21 protein-coding genes are annotated in these 24,301 nt (G+C 62.5%); 12 read left to right on the forward strand and 9 right to left on the reverse strand.

Translation table 11 applies throughout. From position 1 onward, the window contains the following. Window positions 1-2: 2 nt before the first annotated feature. From CCR95_RS16135 to CCR95_RS16155, 5 genes are all read right to left on the reverse strand, one after another. Window positions 3-608, reverse strand: coding sequence for a 3'-5' exonuclease (locus CCR95_RS16135; protein ID WP_201096172.1), 606 nt, complete (start codon window positions 606-608; stop codon window positions 3-5). 34 nt (window positions 609-642) lie between these two features. Further along, window positions 643-1,341, reverse strand: a complete 699-nt coding sequence (locus CCR95_RS16140) for a hypothetical protein (RefSeq protein WP_201096173.1) — start codon at window positions 1,339-1,341, stop codon at window positions 643-645. 145 nt (window positions 1,342-1,486) lie between these two features. Further along, complete coding sequence (locus CCR95_RS16145; protein ID WP_201096174.1) at window positions 1,487-2,611, reverse strand: hypothetical protein; 1,125 nt, start codon at window positions 2,609-2,611, stop codon at window positions 1,487-1,489. 120 nt (window positions 2,612-2,731) lie between these two features. Further along, on the reverse strand, window positions 2,732-4,900 hold the full coding sequence (locus CCR95_RS16150) for an AAA family ATPase (protein WP_201096175.1): 2,169 nt from the start codon (window positions 4,898-4,900) through the stop codon (window positions 2,732-2,734). A 77-nt stretch (window positions 4,901-4,977) separates the two neighbouring features. Next, window positions 4,978-5,406, reverse strand: a complete 429-nt coding sequence (locus tag CCR95_RS16155) for a hypothetical protein (RefSeq protein ID WP_201096176.1) — start codon at window positions 5,404-5,406, stop codon at window positions 4,978-4,980. A gap of 154 nt (window positions 5,407-5,560) precedes the next feature. Here CCR95_RS16155 and CCR95_RS16160 point away from each other — a divergent pair, with 154 nt between their 5' ends. The 5 genes from CCR95_RS16160 (at window position 5,561) to purB (ending at window position 11,364) form a co-directional block, all read left to right on the forward strand. After that, window positions 5,561-6,583 (forward strand): helix-turn-helix transcriptional regulator, encoded by a 1,023-nt coding sequence (locus tag CCR95_RS16160; RefSeq protein WP_201096177.1) that lies wholly within the window; start codon window positions 5,561-5,563, stop codon window positions 6,581-6,583. 133 nt (window positions 6,584-6,716) lie between these two features. Continuing rightward, window positions 6,717-9,380 carry an aconitate hydratase AcnA gene (gene acnA, locus CCR95_RS16165; protein ID WP_201096178.1) on the forward strand — a complete coding sequence of 888 codons (2,664 nt, stop codon included), beginning with the start codon at window positions 6,717-6,719 and terminating at the stop codon, window positions 9,378-9,380. 209 nt (window positions 9,381-9,589) lie between these two features. Continuing rightward, window positions 9,590-9,781 (forward strand): type II toxin-antitoxin system HicB family antitoxin, encoded by a 192-nt coding sequence (locus tag CCR95_RS16170; RefSeq protein ID WP_201096179.1) that lies wholly within the window; start codon window positions 9,590-9,592, stop codon window positions 9,779-9,781. A 14-nt stretch (window positions 9,782-9,795) separates the two neighbouring features. Next, window positions 9,796-9,954: a type II toxin-antitoxin system HicA family toxin gene (locus CCR95_RS16175; RefSeq protein ID WP_338115415.1), complete on the forward strand. Its 159-nt coding sequence runs from the start codon at window positions 9,796-9,798 to the stop codon at window positions 9,952-9,954. Window positions 9,955-9,990: 36 nt separating this feature from the next. Further along, a complete protein-coding gene (gene purB / locus CCR95_RS16180) occupies window positions 9,991-11,364 on the forward strand; it encodes an adenylosuccinate lyase (protein ID WP_201096180.1) in 1,374 nt (457 codons plus the stop codon). A gap of 290 nt (window positions 11,365-11,654) precedes the next feature. On the opposite strand, the gene CCR95_RS16185 is transcribed toward purB, so the two are convergent. Further along, window positions 11,655-12,239 carry an OmpA family protein gene (locus CCR95_RS16185; RefSeq protein WP_201096181.1) on the reverse strand — a complete coding sequence of 195 codons (585 nt, stop codon included), beginning with the start codon at window positions 12,237-12,239 and terminating at the stop codon, window positions 11,655-11,657. 445 nt (window positions 12,240-12,684) lie between these two features. Between CCR95_RS16185 and CCR95_RS16190 the strand changes: the two genes are divergently transcribed. The 3 genes from CCR95_RS16190 (at window position 12,685) to CCR95_RS25930 (ending at window position 14,978) form a co-directional block, all read left to right on the forward strand. Beyond that, window positions 12,685-13,203, forward strand: a complete 519-nt coding sequence (locus tag CCR95_RS16190; RefSeq protein WP_201096182.1) for a DUF7931 domain-containing protein — start codon at window positions 12,685-12,687, stop codon at window positions 13,201-13,203. Between the two features lie 12 nt (window positions 13,204-13,215). Further along, window positions 13,216-14,352: an esterase/lipase family protein gene (locus CCR95_RS16195; RefSeq protein WP_201096183.1), complete on the forward strand. Its 1,137-nt coding sequence runs from the start codon at window positions 13,216-13,218 to the stop codon at window positions 14,350-14,352. A 224-nt stretch (window positions 14,353-14,576) separates the two neighbouring features. Continuing rightward, window positions 14,577-14,978, forward strand: a complete 402-nt coding sequence (locus CCR95_RS25930; protein WP_338115413.1) for a hypothetical protein — start codon at window positions 14,577-14,579, stop codon at window positions 14,976-14,978. Window positions 14,979-15,036: 58 nt separating this feature from the next. On the opposite strand, the gene CCR95_RS16205 is transcribed toward CCR95_RS25930, so the two are convergent. Further along, complete coding sequence (locus CCR95_RS16205) at window positions 15,037-16,566, reverse strand: bifunctional metallophosphatase/5'-nucleotidase (protein WP_201096184.1); 1,530 nt, start codon at window positions 16,564-16,566, stop codon at window positions 15,037-15,039. Between the two features lie 64 nt (window positions 16,567-16,630). Further along, window positions 16,631-17,290, reverse strand: coding sequence for a hypothetical protein (locus CCR95_RS16210; RefSeq protein WP_201096185.1), 660 nt, complete (start codon window positions 17,288-17,290; stop codon window positions 16,631-16,633). Window positions 17,291-17,978: 688 nt separating this feature from the next. Here CCR95_RS16210 and ppsA point away from each other — a divergent pair. From ppsA to CCR95_RS16225, 3 genes are all read left to right on the forward strand, one after another. After that, entirely contained in the window at window positions 17,979-20,354 is a 2,376-nt protein-coding gene (gene ppsA / locus CCR95_RS16215) for a phosphoenolpyruvate synthase (RefSeq protein WP_201096186.1), read from the forward strand. Window positions 20,355-20,584: 230 nt separating this feature from the next. Next, window positions 20,585-20,872, forward strand: coding sequence for a CopG family ribbon-helix-helix protein (locus CCR95_RS16220; RefSeq protein ID WP_201096187.1), 288 nt, complete (start codon window positions 20,585-20,587; stop codon window positions 20,870-20,872). Continuing rightward, window positions 20,860-21,153 carry a type II toxin-antitoxin system RelE/ParE family toxin gene (locus CCR95_RS16225; protein ID WP_201096188.1) on the forward strand — a complete coding sequence of 98 codons (294 nt, stop codon included), beginning with the start codon at window positions 20,860-20,862 and terminating at the stop codon, window positions 21,151-21,153. Before CCR95_RS16220 ends, CCR95_RS16225 begins: the two co-directional genes overlap by 13 nt. 49 nt (window positions 21,154-21,202) lie before the next feature. Here CCR95_RS16225 and CCR95_RS16230 read toward each other — a convergent pair whose 3' ends face one another. After that, window positions 21,203-21,865, reverse strand: a complete 663-nt coding sequence (locus CCR95_RS16230; protein ID WP_201096189.1) for a thiol:disulfide interchange protein DsbA/DsbL — start codon at window positions 21,863-21,865, stop codon at window positions 21,203-21,205. Window positions 21,866-21,947: 82 nt separating this feature from the next. Here CCR95_RS16230 and ilvD point away from each other — a divergent pair, with 82 nt between their 5' ends. Beyond that, on the forward strand, window positions 21,948-23,792 hold the full coding sequence (ilvD, locus tag CCR95_RS16235) for a dihydroxy-acid dehydratase (RefSeq protein WP_201096190.1): 1,845 nt from the start codon (window positions 21,948-21,950) through the stop codon (window positions 23,790-23,792). The last annotated feature ends 509 nt before the right edge of the window (window positions 23,793-24,301 follow it).

Consider the following 24,301-nt stretch of genomic DNA (forward strand, 5'->3'; position numbering starts at 1 on the left):
ATTCATTCAGAATACTGTAAAGTGGCAAGCAACAGATGTTGCAGATATTCTACGTCGAGTCGCGCTTGATGTCGTGGCAGCAAGCGCTGACGTGCATCTGTTTTAATCGCCGCAAGAGTCCGCCGTGCATCGGCCCGGTCGGGACATGCCGACGCGAGATTTCCCAACAGCAGATCATCAGCGCTCGCCAGAGTGAAATGCGGCGCACCTCCCCAGCAAGCCGAAAACAGCTCATTCAGCCAAGCCCCATCGTAATCCGGGGCATCGGTATAAACAATCTGATCGGCAAGCTGTTCGTTCAGGCGCCGGCAGATCCAAGCGGGCGATTTCCCCTCGGCCAGCAACTGCGCCCGGCTGATGCCGTGCAGCCGCTCGGCCTGGGCGCTCCAGTCGGTCCAGCGTTCGATGCTGGCGGGCGAGATGAGATGGCTCTCGATTGTGCCATCGGGCAAGGACCAGGCGACTTCGATGGGGTAAGAGGCCGAGGCCAAACTGGATGCCTCGAAGTCGAGAAACACGGGTTGCGGTTCCCGTTCGGGTTCGCGTTTTGTCATCGTCGATGAATCCTTCTCCACATCTTGATCGCTGGCAGACCGGATACGAACCATCCGTGCCCCGTGTATTCAGTGGTCGCGGGAATCGTTACACTTCCGCGTGCTCGAAGATCCCACCGCCATGCGCGGCGAGCGGGCAGATCAAACGATCCACGGGCACCAGGCAAAGTTCGGTGTCGTCCTCTTCTTCCTCATCATCTTCACTAATCGCGCCGAGCGTGCAATAAGCCGAGAGGCTGTATTTGAAGCGCCCGCAATAGCTTTGGATGGTCTCGCCCTCCGCTTTGGCCTGGCGCGTACTGTGGTTATCGAGCGCGGTGATGCCGAGAACGACTTCCAGCAACTCATCGCCATACTCCACGGCGATTGCGAGCGCGCTGAGTTCATCGCCGTCCGAAAATTCCGAGGTCGGCTTGCCGTTGTAATCGTCCTTGAGGTAGGGATGACTATGAAAGGTGCCGAGCAATTCCAGATAGGGAAAGGATTCGGTCACCTCGCGTATCCGGTGGAAGTGCGGTGGGCTGAAGCTGACGCTGTCCTTTTTGTGAACCGCGGCCTGCATCGGGACCGCCAGGGTGACATTGAAGATCAGATCCTCGCGTTTCTTCAGCAGGCGCTGACCGAACAGCAGGCCGAAGGCTTCGCCCTCGTGTCTGCTGGTCTTTTTCCCTTTGCGCGGTTTGGCCGCGCCGGCTCTGACGCGGATATAGTCGGAGGGAAAAGTCTCGATGCTGGAAATCAGCAGGCTTTGGAAAGCGTAATCACTGACATGGACGATGACGCTCATGGTTTGCTCCAGATTGAACTTCTTTTTCAATGAATCTGTTGCTTGTTCGGCGCGCATGAGGCAATCGCCCTCAAGATCGTGGCCGAACAGGGTTGGTTACTGTCTGGCGGGCGGGGTGGTCAAACCGTCCGCGGCGGACTGGCGGTCATGTCTGGTTCCGAAGGAACGCAGGAATATCCAGATCCTGGTCGTCCAGATCACTGGCGTCTGATCGCGCGTGCGGTGCTTTCTCGTCGTCGGTCATGTCCGAGCGTTCCTGCCTGAATCCGGCCATCCACCCCGGACCTGACGCGAGCGGCGCGTCGAATTTGTCGCCCACCAGGGTTAGCCCCAGCACCTGCCGCCGGGCGGGCCAGTGGACGTGGAGCAAGGGCACGACCACACAGGTGGCCTCCTCCGGCAGACGCTCCCGCAGCGCGTCGGTCACGGCGTCGAAGTCATGGAGGCTGAGAGCGACCCCGCTATGAAGAAACCCCAAGGCTCCCTGAATCCGCGTCGATGGGAGTGCGTGCCACAGCCTGTGCAAGGCGGCGCGACGACGGGCCGCCTGGCTCCAAACGGTCGCCGCGCTGCGCGCCTGCGTTCCTGTGCGAAACACGGCACGAAAATCAGACGCATCATGGCCGAGAAAGGAGGGGTTCAAAAACAGCAGCCCCTCCACTAGGCCCCGGGTTGCCGCCGCGCATAGGATGGGCCGTTGCGGACAAAGATCGACCACGTCGAAGTGCGTGCTCAGTTCGCGGCGCCAGGCGCGGTCCGGGTTGTCGTGGTCGTCGCCAATGATCAGCGCGGTGCGCATGTACCCCACCTCGGCCAGCCGCTCGGTCCAAAATCGGCTCGCCTCACGCGCCTGCGGATCGCGGGCATCGATGACCAACACGCTGAAATCAACGGGATGAGGCGGGATAGCCGCTGACCAGGCGGTCAGAGTCGCCGGATCCGTTCCAAACTGGCTGTCAAGCCCGGCCGTGTTGAAGGAACAACACGCCTCGGAAGAGTCGTCATACTGACCATCGTCATACCGATAATCGGTCTGTAACGCGGCGACGAGCGTCTCCGCTTCCGGACCCAGGCCGATACAGAGCGAAAACATCTTGAAGCCGATGTTGGACAGGTCCAGAACAGATGGGGCGGGTGTTGTTGGCGCTGCTGACGGCGTCAACACCATCGCCGGTGGGGAGGGCATTCCGTTCAGCCCGACGGCGGAGCGTGGCCACGGGGCCATGAGCGAGCCCACACCCAAGAGCTTCAAGAGATGACGTCGGTTCATGTGGCCTCCGGGGCGATGATTCACAGGGTATGGCGCTCGCGGACTGGAGAGTACGCGCTTGCCGGGTTGATGACGCCGCGTCGCTGCCGGCGAGCCGCACACCGGCGGCTCGCCCAACCGTCAGGCCGCCTGACCCTCCTCCCGCTTCAAACGGCACTCCAGCGCCAACCGGCGCAAGAACTGCTCGGGCGTCAGCGTCTCGCCGATCAAGGTCTGCTGCCGGCAGACGTTGGCGAAATCGCCCGGCGTCAGCCCCGGCAGCCCCTCCAACTGGCGCGCCAGCTCCGGCGGCACCGGTGCGGCGTCATCCCCGAACGCCTCGCGGGCGAAGAGTCCCCGCCGCTGCGCCAGGTTGAGGGCGCGGAACCCCAGCTTGAAATCGAAGCGGCGCAACGCCGCCCCATCGATGCCGGCCATCAGATTGGTCGCGGCGATGAAGATGCCGGGGTAGGTCTCCATCTGCTGCAATAGCTCATTGACGGCGGTGCGCTCCCAGGAATGGCGCGCCTGACGCCGGTCGCTCAGGAAGCTGTCGACCTCATCGAGCAGCAACACCGTCCGGGCCGGATCGCACTCGCGGAACAAGCGCGCCAGGTTCTGTTCGGTCTCCCCGACATAGGGCGAGATCAGGTCCGACGCCTGCCGCGCCACCAGCTCCCGATCCAGCGCCTCGGCCAGCACCTCGGCAAAGGCAGTCTTGCCGGTGCCGGGCGGTCCATAGAAGCAGAGGCTTCCGTGTCCCTGACGGTGCAGCGCCTGTACGATGGCGCTCGGGGCCAGGCCGCCCGTCAGGTTCAGATAGGCGACCTCGAAGGCCGTCGCCGGGGTGCGTCGTCGCGGCGCCGGGGCGCCGTGCAGCAGGGTGCGCAGGGCCGCCACCCCGGCGCGCACCGTCGCCTCTAACGGGGCGCTGGGGCGCAGATCGAGCAGCCGACGCGCCGCGCCCAACTGGGCCGGGGCAAGCGCCGGATCGGCGGCCAGCTCATCGAGCAGCTCGGGCGCGAGCCCGCAGCCCCCCAGATGCCGCTCGGCCATCTGCCGGCGCACCGAGCGCGGCGGGGTGACGAAGGCCACCGGCAGCAGGAAGCGGCGCAGAAAGGCCGGATCCATGCCGTCGGTCCCGTTGGCGATCCAGAGCGCCGGCACCGGGTTTTCCTCCAGGATGCGGTTCATCCAGCCCTTCTGCTTGCCGGTCACCGACGCGCCGCGCAACAGCGCCAAGAGGTTGTTGCCGCTGTCGAACACGTCCTCGACCTCATCGAAGATCAGCACGGCGTCATGGCGACGGGCCAGCAGCCGTTGCGCCAGCAGATAGGCTGACAGCCGCCCCTCGCGCGACAGCCCGTCCTCGTCTTCGTCGGCGCTGCGCACCTGATAGGCGGTGAGCCCGCCGGCGGCGGCGACGGCGCGCGCCAGTTCAGTCTTGCCGGTGCCGGGAGCGCCGTGGAGCAGGCCATTCACCCCCACCGCCCCGGTCCGCGCCGCCTCGCCCAGCACCTCGGTCAGACGCGCGCTCTCCGCCGCCAGATGCGGAAAGTCGTCCAGGCCCCAGGCGGCGGGCGGCGCGGGCTCGATCAGCAGGGCCAGCAGGGCCGCGCCGTCGGCCGGCGCGGCATCCAGAACCTCGCGCAGCAGGTCGCTGGGACGCAGGAAGTCCTCCAGATCGGCCTCGTCGGCGTCATAGCGGACCAGCCCCAGGGTACGCAGCGGGGCACGCGGGCCGATGGCCTCGCGCAGCGTCGCGGCGGGGACGCCGAGCAGGGCCGCCAGCCGCGGCAGATTGACCCGGGCCGGCGCCCGGCCGCATTCGCGCAGCAGGGCGCGCAGCGGCTCGACCAGGAGATGCTGATCGAGAAAGTCGAGGATCCGCAGCGCCGTGGCATCCAGGGCGAGCTGTTCGCCGAGCAGGGCCACCGTCGGCGACAGCGGCGCCGCGTCGTCGGCCTTCGTCAGCCGACTCAGGACGGCGCGGGGGATGGCCTGGAAACAGGCTTGCAGCCGCTCGCGCAAGGGCGCGTCATACAGCGCCGGGGCAGGCGCCTCGTCCCAATCGTCCGGCAGTTCGTCCTCCGCGTCCGGGTCCGGCTGGGTCACGAAGGCCGCGACCGTGCGCGTTTGGAGCACGGGCTGGAGCAACTGCCAGAGCGCCCCGAGAAAATCGCGGTCGTGAAAACGCGGTTTCAGATCCGGCGCGCCCTGGAGCAGTTGCACGGCATAGCGGGCGAGACGCCGCTCGGCGGCCGGGACGGCGCTGACATCGGTCAGCCAGAAGAGGCGAGGGTTGGTCATGATCAAGGCTCCTTGGTCTTTCGGTAGCGTGACGACGCGCTGATTCCGCTTGCGCCTGAGGCGGGAAACGGTCATGTTCAGCCCTCCTCGTCCGTCGCCCGGAAGCGACGACTATCATAGTGAAAGGTCACGAACTCGCCGCGCGCGGGGCCTTCGTCCCACAGCAGGCCGAGCACCACATCGAGCGGCTCGCGGAAATAGGTGCTGCCGGCCTCGTCCTCGCGGTCGAGGACCGGGGTCTCCAGAATCTCGATCACCACGGCGGGCTGTCCGTAGCGGGGGATGCGCTTGTTCTTCAGGCCGGGTGTCCATTCGACGAGTTGGCCGGGAGTGAAGCGCTGAGGCTGGACGAAGGACTGGTAGCGTTCGCGCAACACCGCGCCGGGATCGCCGCGCGGACCCTCCAGCGGCTCGTCGTCGAGCAGATCGAACGGCTGCTCCTCGCTCAGTCCGATGCGCGCGAGCAGTTCGTGCGAGGACAGATCCTGGTTCTTCTTGCGTGACATGGCAGTCTCCTTTGGGATGGCGGTTGAGCCGGTAAACGCGGCAACCTGAACCGCGACACCGAACGGACGGCGCGGGATCGCTGGTCGCTGGGGCGGGGCCGTGAGACGATTACATCATGCTGCCGCGACAAGCCCTGTCGGATAGACTGCGCGAATGAGCAACATCCATCACAACCGATTTCAACGATTCAAAAAAATCGAATCCCTGCTGCCCGCCGCCGGGGCGGCTGAGGCGGATTGCCTGGACGTGACGCGGCTGCTGGGGATGCTCGACGAGGACTATGGCAAGTCCGACGACACCGCCCGCCGGCGCGCCCTGCAGCGCGATCTCCAGCAACTGCTGAAGGACGAGCGCATCGCCGTGGTCAATCCGCGCGGCAAACCGCTGCGCTATCAACGGTCGCGACGCCTTGAGGACGATCTGACCGACGACGATCTGTGCTGGAAAGACGCCATCGGGCACATCCAGGCCCTGGCGACCGATGTCGCGCGCCAGCGCCAGCTCGATCGACTCTGGCAGCGCCTGCTGGCTAACGCGGACGGTCTGGCGCTCGACGCGAAGCGCGTTCGCGTCCTCCCCGACACCTTGCGGTTGCAGTCGGCGGTCATCGATCCAAGAGTCCTCACTGCGGTCATCGCCGCGTTGGCGAAGGGCTGCGCGCTCGATGTGGTGTACGAAAACGCCAGAGGCGACAGCGCCAGGGCACGCATCCACCCCCAGGCAGTGGTCCAGCGCGGCCCGATTCCCTACCTCTTCGCCCTGAAGAACGACGAGGACGCGCCGGTGCGGTTGTATGCACTGCATCGGATGCGCGCCCCCACGGCCCTGACCCAGGTTCCCGCCCGCCAGGCCGAGGGCTTCGATCTGGATCAAGCCATCGCGAAAGGAATCGCCGATTTCGGGCCGGGCAAGATGATCGAGCTGGAACTGCGGGTCGGCGGTTATCTGACCGACGTGATCGAGAACTGTCGTTTAAGCCCGGACCAGGAGGAAGAAGACGAGCCCGACGACTCAGCGTTCGACATCCGGATTCGGGCGCGCGTCCCCTCGACGGGGCAATTGCTGCGCTGGATTTTGGGAGCGGGGGACAATGTGGAAGTGCTCGCCCCGCCCGACTTGCGCCAGACCGTGGCGGCGCAGGCGGCGAAGATGGCGGGGCTCTATCAGGACGTCTAAACACGCCTTTCCGTTAGGGACACTGGACGCGGCCGATCTCTTATTGCAGTGCAGCAGATGGCGTATCCTGGATCTGAAGGCTAGAATCCGTGCCTGTGCTGTAATGACTCAAGCCATGCCACCGGAGCCCTCGATGCCCAATAGTTTCAACGCCAAGACCGCCCTGCACGCCGCCGGACAGGACTACGAAATCTTCAAGCTCGACGCCGTGCCCAACAGCGCGCGTCTGCCCTACTCGCTGAAGATCCTGCTGGAGAACCTGCTGCGCAACGAGGATGGCGTGACCGTGACGCGCCAGGACATCGAGTTTTTCAGTCACTGGAACCCCCAGGCCGAGCCGGACAAGGAAATCCAGTACCGTCCGGCGCGCGTGCTGATGCAGGATTTCACCGGCGTTCCGGCGGTGGTGGATCTGGCCGCGATGCGCGATGCGATGGTGGCGCTCGGCGGCGATCCGCGCAAAATCAATCCGCTCCAGCCCGCGGAACTGGTCATCGACCATTCGGTTCAGGTCGACCATTTCGGCTCGAACGAGGCGTTCGCGCTCAATGCCGAGTTGGAATTCCAGCGCAACCAGGAGCGTTACAAGTTCCTCAAATGGGGCCAGAAGGCGCTGGACGGGTTCAAGGTCGTCCCGCCCGATACCGGCATCGTGCATCAGATCAATGTCGAGTATCTCGCGCGCGTCGTCTTCCCGAACGCGGTCGATGGCGTCACCCAAGCCTATTTCGACACCTGTGTCGGCACCGACTCGCACACCACCATGATCAATGGGATCGGCGTGCTCGGCTGGGGCGTCGGCGGCATCGAGGCCGAGGCGTCCATGCTCGGTCAGCCGGTGTCCATGCTGGTGCCCAAGGTGGTTGGCTTCAAACTCACCGGCACCCTCAAGGAAGGCGTCACCGCCACCGATCTGGTGCTGACCATCGTCGACCGACTGCGCAAGCATGGCGTGGTCGGCAAGTTCGTCGAATTCTACGGCCCGGCCATCGCCACCCTGCCGATGGGCGAACGCACCACTATCTCCAACATGGGGCCGGAGTACGGCGCGACCTGCGGTCTTTTCCCCATCGATCAGAACACGCTCGACTATCTGCGTCTGACCGGACGCGACGAGGCGCAGATCGCACTGGTCGAAGCCTATTGCAAGGCGCAGGGCGTCTGGCACACCGCCGAGGCCGCCGAGGCGGATTATTCCGAGACGCTGGAACTGGATCTGGGCGACGTGGTGCCCTCGCTGGCCGGCCCCAAGCGTCCGCAGGACCGCGTGCCCTTGACCGACATGGCAAGCCATTTCCCCGTCGCGCTAGCCGCGCTCAAGAAAGAACGCGGTATCCCGGACAAGGGTCCGGCCAAGGCGATCATCGACGGCCAGACGGTCGAGCTTTCCGACGGCTCCATCGTGGTCGCGGCCATCACCTCCTGCACTAATACCTCCAACCCGAGCGTCATGCTCGCCGCCGGACTGGTCGCCAAAAAAGCCGCCGCGCTGGGACTCAAGGCCGCGCCCTGGGTCAAGACCTCGCTCGGCCCCGGCTCGATGGCGGTCACCCGCTATCTTGATCGCGCCGGTCTGACCGAGCCGCTCAAGGCGCTCGGTTTCCACAATGTCGGCTATGGCTGCACCGTCTGCATCGGCAACACCGGCCCGCTGCCGGCGCCAGTCTCACAGGCCATCGCCGAGCATGATCTGTGCGCGGTGTCCATTCTGTCGGGCAACCGCAACTTCGAGGGCCGGGTACATGCCGAGGTGCGCATGAACTATCTGGCGAGCCCGCCGCTGGTGGTCGCCTATGCCATCGCCGGACGGATCGACATCGATCCTTATCAAGATCCGCTCACGACGGATGCCAGCGGCCAGCCGGTGTATCTCAAGGACATCTGGCCAACCCAGGACGAGGTGAATCGCACGATCGCCGAGAACGTCACCGTCGACGAATTCACCGGCGCCTACGCCGATGTCTACGCCGGCGATGCGCACTGGCAGTCGCTCGACGCCCCGGACACCCAGACCTACGACTGGCCGGCGGATTCCACCTATATCCGCAATCCGCCCTACTTCGACGGCATGACCATGGCGGTCGCGCCGGTCGCCGACATCGCGGGCGCGCGCTGTCTGGCCGTGCTCGGGGATTCCATCACCACCGATCACATCTCGCCCGCCGGATCCATCAAACCGAACTCGCCCGCCGGAAAATATCTGATCGAAAAGGGCGTGGACCCCAAAGACTTCAACAGCCTCGGCTCGCGGCGCGGCAATCACGAGGTCATGATGCGCGGCACCTTCGCCAACATCCGGCTGCGCAACCTCATGGCCCCCGGCACCGAGGGCGGCGTGACCCTGCACCAGCCGAGCGGCGAAGCGATGTCGATCTATGACGCGGCCATGCGCTATGAGTCCGAAGGCACGCCCGTGATCGTGCTCGCCGGCAAGGAATACGGCTCCGGCTCCTCGCGCGACTGGGCGGCCAAGGGGCCGCGCCTGCTCGGGGTGCGCGCCGTGATCGCCGAAAGTTACGAGCGGATTCATCGCTCCAATCTGGTCGGCATGGGGATTTTGCCGCTGGAGTTCGTCAAGGGCGAGAATGCGCAATCGCTGGGGCTGACCGGAGCCGAGACCTTCGAGATCGTTGGACTGAATAACGGCGAGGCGAAGCAGGTCGGGGTGCGGGCGACCGCCGCCGACGGATCGGTCAAGAGTTTCACGGCCAAGGTGCGGATCGATACGCCGAACGAGGTGGATTACTACCGCAATGGGGGGATCCTGCACTATGTCCTGCGCAAGCTCGCGGCCTGACGTTTGAGCCTTTGATCTCGTGACACCGCTTCGCGGTGTCACGCATCGAGTGGCGCTCTGCGCCACGTCATGCAACGGAATGGGCGCCAACATGCGCGTGCGGAGCGGTGTGGCGAGAGCAGCCCTATAGCCGGTTAGAAGATCATTAAATAGAACGTAATCGCCGAGTCGCCACATCGTCGATCAACAAGCTGAACAGGACTGAATCCATGCACAGCACGATGAATATGATCTATTGGAGATCTGATCGCTTCTGGCTCGGAAAGCTCCTTGAGCATCCAGAGATTATGACGCAGGGAGAAACGCTGGAAGAATTGGAGGAAAATCTCAGGGATGCCTATTTATTGATGGCGATGGAGGATGTTCCGAAAAGTTATGAAACGAAAAAAATCGCAATATAAAAAGAACGGAGTTCATTGCCTGGCTTGAGAAGCAGGATTGCCGCTTTCTTCGACACGGATCGAGGCATGATATTTATCTCAATCCAACCAACGGGAAGAAACAACCCGTGCCGAGACATGCCGAAATCGACAATCAACTTGTCAAACACATCAAAAAGCAACTGGCTTTATAGACATTTCGCTCACCCTGAATAGATTCGGAGCCGGTTATGATCATGGATCTCTCCACCCTCACCGCCATTTCCCCGGTCGACGGCCGCTATGCCGCCAGAACCGCCGGTCTGCGGGAAATTTTCAGCGAATACGGACTCATCCGGTACCGCGTCCAAGTGGAAATCCGCTGGCTGCAGACCCTTGCCCGTCATCCCGATATCCCCGAAGTCCCGGCTTTTTCGGATGACGCCAATCAACGGCTCGACGACCTCGCGGACAGCTTCAGCGTCGCGGATGCTCAACGCATCAAGGACATCGAACGCACCACCAATCATGACGTCAAGGCGGTCGAGTATTTTCTGAAGGAACGGATCGCGGACAACGCCGAACTCAACGCCGTCAGCGAATTCATCCATTTCGCTTGTACCTCCGAGGACATCAACAACCTGGCCCACGGCCTGATGATCCTGGCTGGACGTGATCGGCAACTCCTGCCCGAGATGGACCAGATCATCGCGGCGATCCGCGACCTCGCCCATCGCCATGCCGAGCTGCCCATGCTGTCGCGCACCCACGGTCAGCCGGCGACGCCGACGACGTTGGGCAAGGAGATGGCGAACGTGGTGCATCGGCTGCGCGCGCAACGGGCGCGGATCGCGGAGGTTGCACTGCTCGGCAAGATCAATGGGGCGGTCGGCAATTACAATGCGCATCTGGTAGCCTACCCGGAAGTCGATTGGCCGGGTCTGGCGCAAGGATTCGTCGAGTCGCTGGGTCTGACCTGGAACCCCTACACGACGCAGATCGAACCGCACGATTTCATGGCCGAACTCTTCGATGCCATCGTGCGCTTCAACAACATCCTGATCGATTTCTGTCGGGATGTCTGGGGCTATATCTCGGTGGGCTACTTCAAGCAGCGCACGGTGGCGGGCGAAGTTGGCTCCTCGACCATGCCGCACAAGGTTAATCCGATCGACTTCGAGAACGCGGAAGGCAATCTGGGACTCGCCAACGCCATTCTGGAACATCTAGCCGGCAAGCTGCCGATCTCGCGCTGGCAGCGGGATTTAACCGATTCGACGGTGCTGCGCAATCTTGGCGTCGGCATTGCCCATACCACTATTGCACTGCAATCAGCGCTAAAGGGGGTCGGCAAGCTGGAGGCCGACCCCGAGCGTCTGGCGGCGGACCTTGATGCGAACTGGGAGGTGCTGGCCGAGCCGATCCAGACGGTCATGCGTCGCTACGGCGTCGCGCAACCCTACGAGAAACTGAAGGAATTAACGCGTGGGCGACGGATCGGCTCGGACGCGCTCGGGAGCTTCGTCGACGGCCTGGAGATACCACACTCCGCCAAGGCCGAACTCAAGGCACTGAGTCCAGCGACGTACCTGGGACATGCCGCGCGACTCGCGCGTGGCATCTGAAGCCACACTTCACTGCTTGGCAAAAGCGCGCGGTCCATGAAATCATAAAAAAGGCCGGTCACGCGCTAACGTGATCGGCCCTACCATAAGCCCCACTCGGGGGGGGTGAGGCTTATTGGACACGTCCGAACCAGTCAAAAAGACTGGAACGGATTGAGATGACTTTGGAAAGTGCGAATTGGATTCAATCGACAGAGAGACCGAATCTATCTCGTCAAAAGCCGCGCTATCGCTCGAAGCAACCACCGCGCTTCAGGCAATCGGCGCGGTAAGGTTCAGCCCGGTCTCAATTAACCGCCGTACTCGGCATTGATTTTCACACGGCGTTGCTGCACGGAGAAAATGTCGTAATCGGGGAGCATGTCGAGCTTGCCGCGACTCTCGACGGAGATGATGTCTTCCGAGGGGATGCCCTTGCTGATCATGTATTCCTGGACGGTTTCGGCACGTCTTTTGCCAAGTTGATAGTTGTATTCCTCGGAGCCCTTTGCATCGGTGTGCCCGGTCAGCGAAATCTGTTCACGAACAGGCGTTTCCTGAACCTGTGCAATATAATCGTCGAGACGCTGCAACTCGCTGTCGTTCACGATGTTCTCAAGACGATACTTGTCGAACTCGAAATTCAGGCGGACCGTGAACTCCTTGGGAACCGCAGGCGCCGCCGCGACGCAGGGCTCCAGATCACCAGGTCCATGGATGCTCTGCCAGCATTCGCCATAGTTGGTCACCCAGGCGGTCCCTTCGGGCTGAGCGGACCAGAAATGCTCGTTCATGTAGTCGCCGGCATTCGCGGCCAACGGAGCGGTGAGGGCAAAGGCGACCGCGAATGGAGCAGCCAGCGAGGCGAGGCGTGAAGTCATGATATGGTTGCGCATCTTTCGTTTCCTGTTCAGGTGGGTGGAGATGTTCGAATCGGGAACCTTCGCGTAAGTTGAAGCATGCGTGAGTTAAAAACAACAGAGTCGCGGTTTCTCTCACGAACGTCGAAGTCCGCCGCCCGATGCTTATTTGAAGTCGTTGGAGCACGGGCAACGTGAAACGGCCGCAAATTGGAACACAGACATTTTAGCCCACAATAGGAACAAAAGTGCAACTTTTTCTATCCTCGCGGCATATTTACAACGACTGCTTCGCATACGCAACATCTTGCACTGCTCAAATTACAAAAGTACCACTAAAATAAAGCGCTCGACAAGATTTTAGAATGTTGTCATTTTACAACAAAAGGCGATGAAACACCAATGGCAGGGCTCGGCTCACGAGGATCGGGAGCGATTATTGGTTCGTTTTACTCCTGTCAGCGCTCCGGGATCTTCCAAAATGAAACAGTCCATTCAAGATGACCCGATGCTCGGGACTTCCCCAGGCATTTTGCGGCTTGACCGTCGCGACCTGATCCGTCAAGCCAGCCTTCGGATGGCCGACCAGGCCCGCCGCGAGTTGCTTCTGTTCGCTCCCACGCTGGATCCCGACCTCTATGACCAGCGCCCCTTTCTGGGCGCCGTGCAGCAACTCGCGCTCGCGCGGCCGGTGCTGTCCGTCCGGATCCTGATCTTCGACGCTCGCCAAGCCAGCCTGAGCGGACACCGGCTGATCGAGCTCGCGCGGCGTCTAACCTCCCGAATCGCTATCCGCTGTGTCGACGAAGACGATCAAGACCGGTTGGACACCTTCCTGATCGCGGACGAATGCGGTTACATCCGCCGCCAGATGGCCGATTCCCTGGAGGCCATCGCGGACTTCAATAACCCCGGCGAGGCACGCCGTTTGCGCGCCGCCTTCAATCCGATCTGGGAGCGCGGCGCGTCCCCTCTCGAACTGCGTCGACTTGATCTGTAAGGCTTTCAATTGATGGCATCTCGCACCAAGCCAAGATCCCGCTGGCAGCGTCCCCTGCTGCTAGCATTTCTGTGTGTCTTCACCGCTGTCCTGATCTGGACCTGGTGGGCCGAGGAACACCCGCGCGAAGAGCGGCAGCTTCGCGTCCTCGTCCACGACCGGCTTCACGACTGGTTTCCGCAGGCCATGAGTCCGGACGATGACGGCTGGCACGGTCTGGAGCCGCGCATCGGCGAGGGCTCGGCCGGGAGGCCGCGCATCGTCCTCGTGCATGGCCTGGACGAGCCGGGGAGCATTTGGCACGACCTCTTTCCGGTCTTGGACGCCGCCGGTTTCGAGGTCTGGGAATTCCGCTATCCGAACGATCAGGGCATTGATCGCAGCGCTCAATACCTGGCGGAACATTGGCCCGATCTGCCGGCGGACCGCCCCGCCATTCTGATTGGACACAGTATGGGCGGGCTGGTCATCCGGGAATTCATCTCGCGCTGGCGGCATCCGGTCGGGACAACCTCACGGGTCGCAGGCGCGCCCATTCGCGGCGCCATTCTGGTCGGCACCCCGAATCACGGATCGGAATGGGCGCGGCTGCGGATCTGGCTCGAACTTCGCGATCAGTGGATCGAGGAAGGAGACCGCCGCTTCTCGCTCTTCGCCGCCCTGCGCGATGGCACGGGCGAGGCAAAAATCGATTTGCGGCCGGGTAGCGAGTATCTAACGGCCTTGAATGCCAAGGCCTGGCCTGAAGCGGTGCCGATCCGACTGATTGGCGGCATCCTGCTCGAATCGCCGCCGTGGATGTCGGACAGCGTCACCGCGATCGCCAAAGAGTTGCCCGCCGCCGACCTGAAGGACATGTTCGCGTCCTGGTGGTCGGACATCGGCGAGGGGCTCGGCGACGGCGTCGTTTCGCTCACCTCGCTCGACCTCCCGGAAGCCCCGCCGCCGATCTTGGTTCCGGCATCGCATCGCGGCCTGCTGATGAGATTCCAGCCGAATGAGCCTCAACCGCCCGCGATCGCGCCGATTTTAGGCATCCTGGAGGAGTGGAGCGATCGGCGGGAAGCGTCCGTGCAGCCCGCCACCGAGGTGATCCGTCAAGAAGATCCACTGGAGACGGATCGTCTGGATGACGAAGAAGAGCAGTAAGACGAGGCGGTCTTGATTCGACGGCGTGGTTCCATGGGAGATGGTTTGGCTTTGTGCCGACAATGGCCTGAATCCTCCGGGTTAGCCTTGACACTGACCCTGCCGCTGGCGATCTGGGATGTCGCGACAGCGGTCCGCGATGCCTCATTCACGGTCAAGGATGGCGAGTTCTTCATCCGGTCGGTCCATCGGGTTACGGCAAGTCCATCCTGCTCAGCAGGATTGTGGGTCTAGAGGACATCTCCAGCGGCGAACTGACGCTTGACGGACGCTCGCTCAAGGGGGCACACCCCAAAGACAGGAACATGGCGATGGTATTCCAGAGCTGCGCGAGAACCTTGCCTTTCCGCTCAAACTCGCCGGCCTGCCGCAACCGTAGAGTACGCGGGGTGCCTGGTGAGCACAAAATGCTCAAAATCCATATCCATAGCACCCAGATGGCACACATTATCACCGTTGCGGCAAGCCAATGGAGCACGCTTACGGGCTTGGTCAGGTGGTGGTGGTTGCACAAGGCCGAGCGATGGCCCGCGCCCAGGCACGCCGACGACTATCAGGCTCTGCGCCTCGACCTGCGAGCCGCCGCGTCGCGACGAACTGGAAATAACCCCTTGGACCGATGGTGACTTGCCCGAGAATGTCGTCGCACGCGGTCTTATCGACAGCATTCCCCGCCTTGCACTGTTAAGGCAGGCTGCGCTGAATCCGCCCATCCAGTCGAGGCGCAATGGCCTTCCCGTAGCGAATGGCCTCGATCAGCAGGTCCGAAATCAGGCGGCCGGTCATCACCGGGGCCGTCATCTCGGTGAGGATCGCATAGCCATCGCCGCCCGTCGCCAGGAAATCGGGCATGACGACCTGGTAAAGCCGCTCGGGATCGATGGGGCCATCCGTCAGGCTGGCCGACACCAGCCGCCGGTCCGCGATGACATAGCGTAGACCGGACACCTGGAGAAATCCGCCAGGGTTGTCCTCGGGATCGAACGTGGCGCTCCGTTGCAGTGCCGCGATCAACTGCGCCCCGGTAAGCTGCCCCACGACTAGTTCATTGCGGAAGGGAAAAGCCTGATAGACCTGTTTGAGCGTCACGGGTCCGCGCGGAATGCTCGCCCGGAAGCCGCCGGCATTGAACAAAGCGACATCCGCCAGCGTAACTTCGCGCGCCAGATCCGCCACCAGATTGCCGAAGACGGCCTCGCCACGGCGGATGTCCTCGCGCCGGGCGCTCAAGTCCACGGCCGCCACCCCGATCTCCTCGGCCAGTCCAACCTCCGCCTCCGCGACAATGCGCGCGACTTCGGCCGCCATCTCGGGATCTTCGGGTACGCTGGCATCCATGGGCAGAAGATGGTAGGCGGTGCGCTCCAGATGCCCCTCCCGACAGGCCAGATCCAGGCGGCCGAGCCAATGACCGCGCTCGCCGGCCTGTACGATCGCGACGTTGCCCTCCAGCACCGGTTGTTCCAGGACAAAGTGATTGTGACCGCCGACGATCAGATCGATCTCCGGAACCGCCTGCGCCAACCGCCGGTCGTCGGTCAGCCCGAGATGCGACAGGATGACCACCAGATCGGCCTGTTCGCGCAAGTCAGGCACGAGCCGCCGGGCGACGGTCACCGGAGCCTCGACGCTCACGCCCACTGCATTGCGCGGATGGGTCGCCGTCGTCAGCTCCGGGGTGGTCAGTCCCAGCAGGGCAACGGTCGGTCCGCCCGGCCTGGCGATCACCAGGGTCGGCTGGACCGGCAAGGGCTCTGGATGAGTCTGAATATTGGCCGAGAGAAAGGGGAAATCCGCCTGCCCGGCCAGACGCCGGAAGACATCCTGACCATAATCGAACTCATGGTTGCCCATGACCGCGGCATCCACGCCCATGCGGTTGAACAGGATGACGTCAGGGATGCCGAGGAACAGACTGGAACTGACCGTTCCCTGAAGCAGGTCGCCGGCGAACAGAAGGAGCACGGGGCGGTCGGGATTCTCCGCGCGCACCCGCGCCGCGGTTGCCGCCAGTCGCGCAAGACCGCCGATGCCTGCGGGATGACCCGCAGCGGAGACCGCGTCGGTATCGGGCTCCAGTTGACCGTGGAAGTCGTTGAAATGCAGGAGGGTGACGGTCGCGCCAGTTCGGCAACCCGCATCGGCCACGCCATGGATGAGAAGGCTCAGCAGACAAGCCAGGAGTCGGATCGAGCGAGCTGTCGAGATGAACATATCAGCCAAGGCGCCAATGAAACTTGAGATCGCGCGGCCGACGGCGACGCGATCCCCGTTTGAATTATCTCTGAGGCGCGCGCAGCGGAGCCATATGCATCATCCACTGCGGCTGAGGCCGTGCCGCGGGCGCGGTGACAATCGGGGCAGGCGCAATCTCGACTGGCTGCGCGGATTCAGGTTCGGCAGAGACGGGGGCGCTCTCGACAGTCTCAGCCGCTACTGGCTCAACCGCCTCCATCACCGGGGCCGCCTCGGTCGCCACCGGCTCAACCGCCGGGACTAACTCGGCCGCTACTGGTTCGACCGCCTCGACCGCCGGAGCCCCCTCGGCCGCTACTGGCTCAACCGCCTCGACGGCCGGGGCCGCCTCCGCCGGGTCACCCGCCGAGGCCGCATCGACCGCTACTGGCTCGACCGCCTCGACCGCCGGAGCCCCCTCGTCCGCTACTGGCTCGACCGGAGCCTCGGCGACGGGAGCGGGTTTCGCAACCGGTGGCGGAGCCGGCGGTTGAACGAGGGTGACGCTCCCGACCCGCGCGAGATTCGTGGACACCTGCTTTGGATTGAGTGGAACTTGGTCGCCGGCAAGTCGATCCGAGGAGATGGCGTAGATTGCCCCCAGGACAACCAACACGCTCACGCTACCAACGATCATCTTGCTGCTATCGATGTTCCCCAGCATGGCTCGCGCTTGCGCGAGTCCGGGCACGACTTCACTCATCGGGTTGATCCTCTTGTTCGGAATGTCGAGTCTAAAAAATATTAAGATCTGACAGGTTAAGCACATGCAGGCTGCCTGAACGAACGTCTTCGCTCAAGTAAAGAATTTGATGCCTCTGCCCGGTGTCAGCCGAGGGATTCCGTCTCATGGGGCTTGGCACCCCAAGCCGACATGGAACGTATCGTCTCACAGCAGAGTCGATCAATGCCTTACTTCAGCTTGCCCGACCTGTCGCATGGCGATGAAGCGATGAGTCAGCAAGTTGAGAACTGTTCGTGATGTTGCGATGCGGAGGAATCGCGTCATGGCGAAAAAGATGCTGCCGCGCCGGAAAACTAACACAATTCATCCCCGTTCTAAATAGGTTATGGCTTGTCGTGGCGGTCACGCCAGGATCGAGCCGAAAGGCGCTGGCATCACGAGTTCGCCCTGGCTATCCCGAAATTACCCATCCAGGGTTACGGGTTATTAAATCCTCAAGATTGATGCAGTCCGGGGACGGCTGGTTCCCTGGTGCGTTATATTTACGCGTTGTTTCGGGGCTTCGTCTTTCCAGGCCCGCGCTATGCCGCGGTCGCATCTGATCCGACACGAAGTCTCGGTCGAATCGATCTTGCCCAGCAACGCCCCAAGCGTCCAGCCGAGCGTCCCTCAAGTATTCTACTGAAAAGACCGGAGAACAAACACGATGACCGATTACGTCCGCTGGCTGAGCGACCTCGGAATGGACGATGTACCCGTGGTGGGAGGCAAGAACGCCTCGCTTGGCGAGATGATCCAGAATCTGACCCATCTCGGGGTCCAGGTGCCTGGCGGTTTCGCGACCACGGCCGATGCCTACCGCGAATTCCTGGCCAAAGACGGTCTCGACGAGCGGATTCAGAGCGTTCTCGACGCGCTCGATGTCGACGACCTCGCGGCGCTGGCCGAGGCCGGCCCACGGATTCGCGGCTGGATCATGGAACAGCCCTTCCCCGCCGCGCTGGAAACCGCCATCGACACGGCGTATGCCAAGCTGACCGCCGAGGCCGGAACCGTCGATGTCTCCTGGGCCGTGCGCTCCTCGGCGACCGCCGAGGATCTGCCGGACGCCTCCTTCGCCGGACAACAGGAAACCTTCCTAAACGTCCACGGCATCGACCACATCAAGCACCGGATCCGCGAGGTTTTTGCCTCGCTGTTCAACGACCGCGCCATCTCCTATCGCGTCCACCAGGGCTTCGAGCATCGCAATGTCGCGCTCTCGGCCGGCATCCAACGCATGGTGCGCAGCGATCTTGCCGCTTCCGGCGTCATGTTCACGCTCGACACCGAATCCGGCTTCCGCGATGCCGTCTTCATCACCTCCAGCTATGGTCTGGGCGAGATGGTGGTGCAGGGCGCGGTGAATCCGGACGAATTCTACGTCCACAAGCCGACGCTGGCCGCCGGGCGTCCCGCCATCCTGCGCCGCACGGTCGGCGACAAGGCGATCCGCATGGTCTACGCCGAGGAAGGCGCCGCCTCTCCGGTCCGCACCGAGCCGGTGCCGGAGGCTGATCGCCCGCTGTTCAGCATCAGCGACGCCGAAGTCCAGGAACTGGCCAAACAGGCGATGCAGATCGAGCAGCATTACGGCCGTCCGATGGACATCGAGTGGGCCAAGGACGGCACCGACGGCAAGCTCTACGTGGTGCAGGCCCGTCCGGAGACGGTCCAGAGCCGCTCGGGCAACATCATCGAGCGCTATGTGCTGCGCGAGAAAGGGCCGGTGATGACCAGCGGTCGCAGTATCGGCAGCCGCATCGGCGCCGGCACCGCGCGGGTCGTCGCGAGCATCGCCGACATGAACCGGGTCCAACCGGGCGACGTGCTCATCACCGACATGACCGACCCCGATTGGGAGCCGATCATGAAGCGCGCGGCGGCGATCGTCACCAATCGTGGCGGGCGCACCTGTCACGCGGCGATCATCGCCCGTGAACTGGGCGTCCCGGCGGTCGTGGGCTGTAACAACGCCACCGAGGTGGTCAAGGAAGGCCAGCAGGTCACGGTGAGTTGCGCCGAAGGCGATACCGGTTACATCTACGACGGCAATCTGGCGTTCGACTATAAGACCATCGAACTCACGGCCATGCCGGAGATTCCGGTCAAGATCATGATGAACGTGGGCAACCCGGACCGTGCCTTCGCCTTCTCGGCCACGCCGAACGCCGGCATCGGTCTGGCGCGGCTGGAGTTCATCATCAACAATATGATCGGCATCCACCCTAAGGCGCTGCTGGAATTCGACCAACTGCCCGCCGAGCTGAAGGCGCAGATCACCCCGCGCATCGCCGCTTACGCCAGCCCGCGCGAGTTCTATATCGCCAAGCTGGCCGAGGGCATTTCGACCCTGGCCGCCGCCTTCGCGCCCAACACCGTGATCGTGCGCATGTCGGACTTCAAGTCCAACGAATACGCCAATCTGATCGGCGGCAAGCGTTACGAGCCGGAGGAAGAGAACCCCATGATCGGTTTCCGGGGCGCCGGTCGCTATGTCGCGGATGCCTTCAAGGACTGCTTTGAGCTGGAATGCGAGGCGCTCAAGCGGGTGCGCAACGACATGGGCCTGACCAATGTCGAGATCATGATTCCCTTCGTGCGCACCCTCGGCCAGGCCAAGGCGGTCGTCGAGGCACTGGCGGCGCAGGGACTGGAGCGCGGCAAGGACGGATTGCGTCTGATCATGATGTGCGAACTGCCGTCCAATGCCGTGCTGGCGGATGAGTTCCTGGAATATTTCGACGGCTTCTCGATCGGCTCCAACGACATGACCCAGCTCACGCTTGGACTCGACCGCGATTCCAGTCTGGTTGCCGAGAGTTTCGACGAGCGCGATCCGGCCGTGAAGAAAATGCTGTCGATGGCCATCGCGGCCTGTCGCGCGCAGGGCAAGTATGTCGGCATCTGCGGACAGGGGCCGTCCGATCATAAAGACTTCGCGGACTGGCTGTTGAGGGAGGGGATCAGCAGTATCTCGCTGAATCCGGATACCGTGATCGATACCTGGATCTATCTGGCCGAACAGGCCAAGACGCTCTGACCCGAGTCGTTTCGTTCCGAGACGCCTGCGTCTGCAATCCGAGAAATCCCCCGTTTGGGGGATTTTTTGTGGCTGGTCAAAATTTCTCGACCGTCACTGTTCCCGTTTCTCGAGCTTCCCCCTCGGTCAGCGGCTCGTGACATGACTGTTGAATCTATCCCTCGCTTGACGATAGCGTTCGATTGGCGTACTAGGTTTCCACTCTTACAACCGCTGTTTGAAAACGCAACATGCCAAAGATCGTGAACACGGGCGTCAAGCTCGAAGAAGGTCTCCACCAACGCTTGAAAAGCTTGAGCATGATGAAGGCCCGTAGTCCACACTGGCTGATGAAAGCGGCCATCGAGCAGTATGTTCAGCGCGAAGAGCGGTACGAGCAGGAAAAACGTGAAGATCTGGAGCGCTGGGAACGCTACAAGCTCACAGGGCAAGCGGTGACTCAACCAGCGGTCAAGGTGTGGTTGAGTACCTGGGGCGATGACGGCGCGGGCGAGGTTTCCCCGCCATGTCCGAAGTGATCTGGCTCCCGGAAGCCATCGATGACTTGGAGCGATTACGTGCCTTTTTGCTGGACAAGCATCCAGAAGCGACCCGAAAAGCCGCCCAAGTTGTACTGAAAGGGGCCGACTTGCTGTCCGACTTCCCCGAAATTGGCCAACCGATGGATGATGGGACTGGACGACGGGAGCTGTTTGAAGCCTTTGGCCGTGGCGAATATGTCTTGAGATACAGAATCGAAGGAGGCGCCGTCGTGATCCTTCGCGTATGGCACGCCAAAGAACAGCGCGAAACCCATTAGACGCATCCCATCAAAAATCCCCCGCCGGGGGGATTTTTCTGTCCGGACATCAGCCAGTGATGCCTTCGGCGCGCGCCTTCGCAATGAGTCCGTCGGCGATGGTCAGCAATTCCGGCAATGCCTTCACCTCGCGTCCAAGCACGGCATAGCGCCCAGCGACCGTGATCGTCGGCACGGCGTCGATGCGATAGCGTTCGACCAGATAATCGCTCCGGCTCAGTTTGGTCTGGACATCGAAGGAATCGAAGGCCTCGGAGAACGCCTTTGAATCCACGCCATGTTCAACAACCCAGTCCAGAATCGCGGCTTTCGTGAAGAGCCGAAGCCGCTGCTTGTGCAATGCGTCGAATACGGACTGATCCAGCCGCTCCAGATCGCCAGTACTCTCCAGCGCATAATAGAACCGCGCCAGACTTGACCAGGCGGCGCGACCGAAACTCACGGGAACGCGGCGAAAGGATACATCCGCGGGCAGTTCTTTCGACCAGGAATTGACGATGAGGTTGAGATCGCTGCAATGCGGACAGCCATAGGAAAAGAACTCCAGTACCTCGATTTTCCCCGGCGTATCGCTGGGCTGAGGTGGATCGATGAGGCGCCAGTCGCGGCCTTCGAGCAGATCCGCCAACGCGGGCGATAACAGGGAGGCACCCAGGACGCCCCCTAAGGCGCTCAAGAGGGATCGATTGAAACGGCGACGGCTCAACAGCATCGGGAATCTCCAGGACAGAAATTTCAACAAGGCCACGAGTATACTTCGGATGGTTTCATTCCAAGCATTCAGGTCATCTCAAATGCCCCAATATCGATCACGAACCACGACTCATGGCCGCAACATGGCCGGCGCCCGCGCACTCTGGCGCGCGACCGGTATGACGGACGCGGACTTCGAGAAACCGATCATCGCGGTGGTGAACTCATTTACGCAGTTTGTCCCAGGTCATGTCCATCTCAAGGATCTGGGCCAACTGGTCGCGCGCGAAATCGAGGCCGCCGGCGGCGTCGCCAAGGAGTTCAATACCATCGCGGTGGATGACGGCATCGCCATGGGTCATCAGGGGATGCTCTATTCGCTGCCGTCGCGGGAGATCATCGCGGATTCCGTGGAATACATGGCCAACGCGCATTGCGCGGACGCGCTCGTCTGTATTTCCAACTGCGACAAGATCACCCCCGGCATGCTGATGGCCGCGCTGCGTCTCAATATTCCGGCCGTCTTCGTGTCGGGCGGCCCCATGGAGGCGGGCAAGGTTCTGCGCGCCGATGGCGAGCATCATCTTGATCTGGTCGACGCCATGATTGCTGGCGCCAATCCCAATGAAACCGACGAGACCGTGGCGCAACTGGAGCGCTCCGCCTGCCCCACCTGCGGCTCCTGTTCCGGCATGTTCACGGCCAACTCCATGAACTGTCTGACCGAGGCCCTGGGTCTCAGCCTACCGGGCAACGGTTCGCTGCTGGCCACGCATGCCAGTCGCAAGGATCTGTTCCTGGAGGCCGGACGACTAATCGTCGAGCTGGCGCGACGCTACTACGAGCAGGACGATGCCAGTGTCCTTCCGCGCTCGATCGCGACCTTTGACGCCTTTGAAAATGCGATGAGCCTGGATATCGCCATGGGCGGGTCCACCAACACGGTTCTGCATCTGCTCGCCGCGGCCCATGAAGGCGAGGTGAACTTCACCATGACGGACATCGACCGTCTGAGCCGCAAGGTGCCGAATCTGTGCAAGGTCGCGCCATCCACGCAGAAGTACCACATGGAGGACGTCCACCGGGCCGGCGGCGTGATCGGCATCCTTGGCGAACTGGATCGTGCTGGACTGCTCCACCGCGATTGCCTGACCGTGCACAGCAACACCTTGGGCGAGGCAATCGCACATTGGGATGTGGCGCTCAGTCATGAAGACAAGGCACATCAACGCTATCTCGCGGCTCCGGGCGGCATCCCGACACAGATCGCGTTCAGTCAGAGCGCCCTGTGGCCCAATCTGGATCTGGATCGCACGGATGGCTGTATCCGGGATCTGGAGCACGCCTACAGCCGCGACGGCGGTCTCGCCATCCTGTTCGGCAACCTGGCCGAGGATGGCTGTATCGTCAAAACAGCGGGCGTGGATGAGGCGAACCTAAGCTTCAGCGGTCCGGCACGGATCTTCGAGAGTCAGGAAGACGCAGTGACGGCCATTCTCACCGATCAGATCAAACCGGGCGACGTCGTCGTGATTCGTTATGAGGGACCAAAAGGCGGTCCAGGCATGCAGGAGATGCTTTATCCAACCAGTTATCTCAAATCCAAGGGACTTGGCAAGGCGTGCGCACTGATCACCGATGGCCGTTTTTCGGGCGGCACCTCTGGACTCTCCATCGGACATGTCTCACCAGAGGCCGCCGAAAGTGGCGTGATCGGATTGGTGCGGGAAGGCGATCTTATCGAGATCGATATCCCGGCGCGTCGCATACAGGTTGCGGTTCCGGAGGCCACGCTCGCGCAACGTCGCGCCGCCATGGAGGCGAAAGGGGTGGACGCCTGGAAACCGCTTGAGCGCCGACGCGAGATTTCATCGGCCTTGAAGGCGTATGCCGCGCTGACGACCAGCGCCGCGCATGGCGCGGTTCGAGACGTTTCGCAGCTCTAAGAAAGTCTGATCGATTGCTCTCGGCGGGAGCGGCCAGCTTCCGCGCATCAGCCTTGGGATCATGCGCCCATCCGCGCTGATATTTCCGCAACAAACCTTCCGTCGTCGGGGCGAACAGCCCTGAAGGCATAGGCCCAGCGGATCTGCCGAATCCGAGCGGCAGTATTTTGACGTAGGAGCCCGTTTGCGGGCGACCTGCGGGTCTGCTGAGGCGATGGGGTTTGGCCGCTCCAAAGGCTTTTGGCAGAAGCGTGTCGCCCGCTAGCGGGCTCCTACGATAGCGACTGACGCCAGCATGAGAACGTACGATCTGGACATGAGCCTATTTTCAGACAGCGCGCGTGAGCTAGCGGCGTCGTCCGCCAGCGGGCGCCGACGATTTGCGCGCAAAGCAACACCCCCATCCTTTTTGAGGACGGGGGTGTTGGTGGAGAGGGCCCTGGCGGTGACCTACATTCGCATGGGGAGGCCCCACACTAGCATCGGCGAGCCACCGTTTCACGTCTGAG

Source organism: Thiocystis minor (genome assembly GCF_016653465.1).
Lineage (GTDB): Bacteria > Pseudomonadota > Gammaproteobacteria > Chromatiales > Chromatiaceae > Chromatium > Chromatium minus.

Excerpts from the sequence above, each read along its gene's own strand:
- CCR95_RS16135 (WP_201096172.1), bottom strand. The coding sequence starts at position 608 with ATGGTTCGTATCCGGTCTGCCAGCGATCAAGATGTGGAGAAGGATTCA.
- CCR95_RS16140 (WP_201096173.1), bottom strand. The coding sequence starts at position 1,341 with ATGAGCGTCATCGTCCATGTCAGTGATTACGCTTTCCAAAGCCTGCTG.
- CCR95_RS16145 (WP_201096174.1), bottom strand. The coding sequence starts at position 2,611 with ATGAACCGACGTCATCTCTTGAAGCTCTTGGGTGTGGGCTCGCTCATG.
- CCR95_RS16150 (WP_201096175.1), bottom strand. The coding sequence starts at position 4,900 with ATGACCAACCCTCGCCTCTTCTGGCTGACCGATGTCAGCGCCGTCCCG.
- CCR95_RS16155 (WP_201096176.1), bottom strand. The coding sequence starts at position 5,406 with ATGTCACGCAAGAAGAACCAGGATCTGTCCTCGCACGAACTGCTCGCG.
- CCR95_RS16160 (WP_201096177.1), top strand. The coding sequence starts at position 5,561 with ATGAGCAACATCCATCACAACCGATTTCAACGATTCAAAAAAATCGAA.
- acnA (WP_201096178.1), top strand. The coding sequence starts at position 6,717 with ATGCCCAATAGTTTCAACGCCAAGACCGCCCTGCACGCCGCCGGACAG.
- CCR95_RS16170 (WP_201096179.1), top strand. The coding sequence starts at position 9,590 with ATGCACAGCACGATGAATATGATCTATTGGAGATCTGATCGCTTCTGG.
- purB (WP_201096180.1), top strand. The coding sequence starts at position 9,991 with ATGATCATGGATCTCTCCACCCTCACCGCCATTTCCCCGGTCGACGGC.
- CCR95_RS16185 (WP_201096181.1), bottom strand. The coding sequence starts at position 12,239 with ATGCGCAACCATATCATGACTTCACGCCTCGCCTCGCTGGCTGCTCCA.
- CCR95_RS16190 (WP_201096182.1), top strand. The coding sequence starts at position 12,685 with ATGAAACAGTCCATTCAAGATGACCCGATGCTCGGGACTTCCCCAGGC.
- CCR95_RS16195 (WP_201096183.1), top strand. The coding sequence starts at position 13,216 with ATGGCATCTCGCACCAAGCCAAGATCCCGCTGGCAGCGTCCCCTGCTG.
- CCR95_RS16205 (WP_201096184.1), bottom strand. The coding sequence starts at position 16,566 with ATGTTCATCTCGACAGCTCGCTCGATCCGACTCCTGGCTTGTCTGCTG.
- CCR95_RS16210 (WP_201096185.1), bottom strand. The coding sequence starts at position 17,290 with ATGAGTGAAGTCGTGCCCGGACTCGCGCAAGCGCGAGCCATGCTGGGG.
- ppsA (WP_201096186.1), top strand. The coding sequence starts at position 17,979 with ATGACCGATTACGTCCGCTGGCTGAGCGACCTCGGAATGGACGATGTA.
- CCR95_RS16220 (WP_201096187.1), top strand. The coding sequence starts at position 20,585 with ATGCCAAAGATCGTGAACACGGGCGTCAAGCTCGAAGAAGGTCTCCAC.
- CCR95_RS16225 (WP_201096188.1), top strand. The coding sequence starts at position 20,860 with ATGTCCGAAGTGATCTGGCTCCCGGAAGCCATCGATGACTTGGAGCGA.
- CCR95_RS16230 (WP_201096189.1), bottom strand. The coding sequence starts at position 21,865 with ATGCTGTTGAGCCGTCGCCGTTTCAATCGATCCCTCTTGAGCGCCTTA.
- ilvD (WP_201096190.1), top strand. The coding sequence starts at position 21,948 with ATGCCCCAATATCGATCACGAACCACGACTCATGGCCGCAACATGGCC.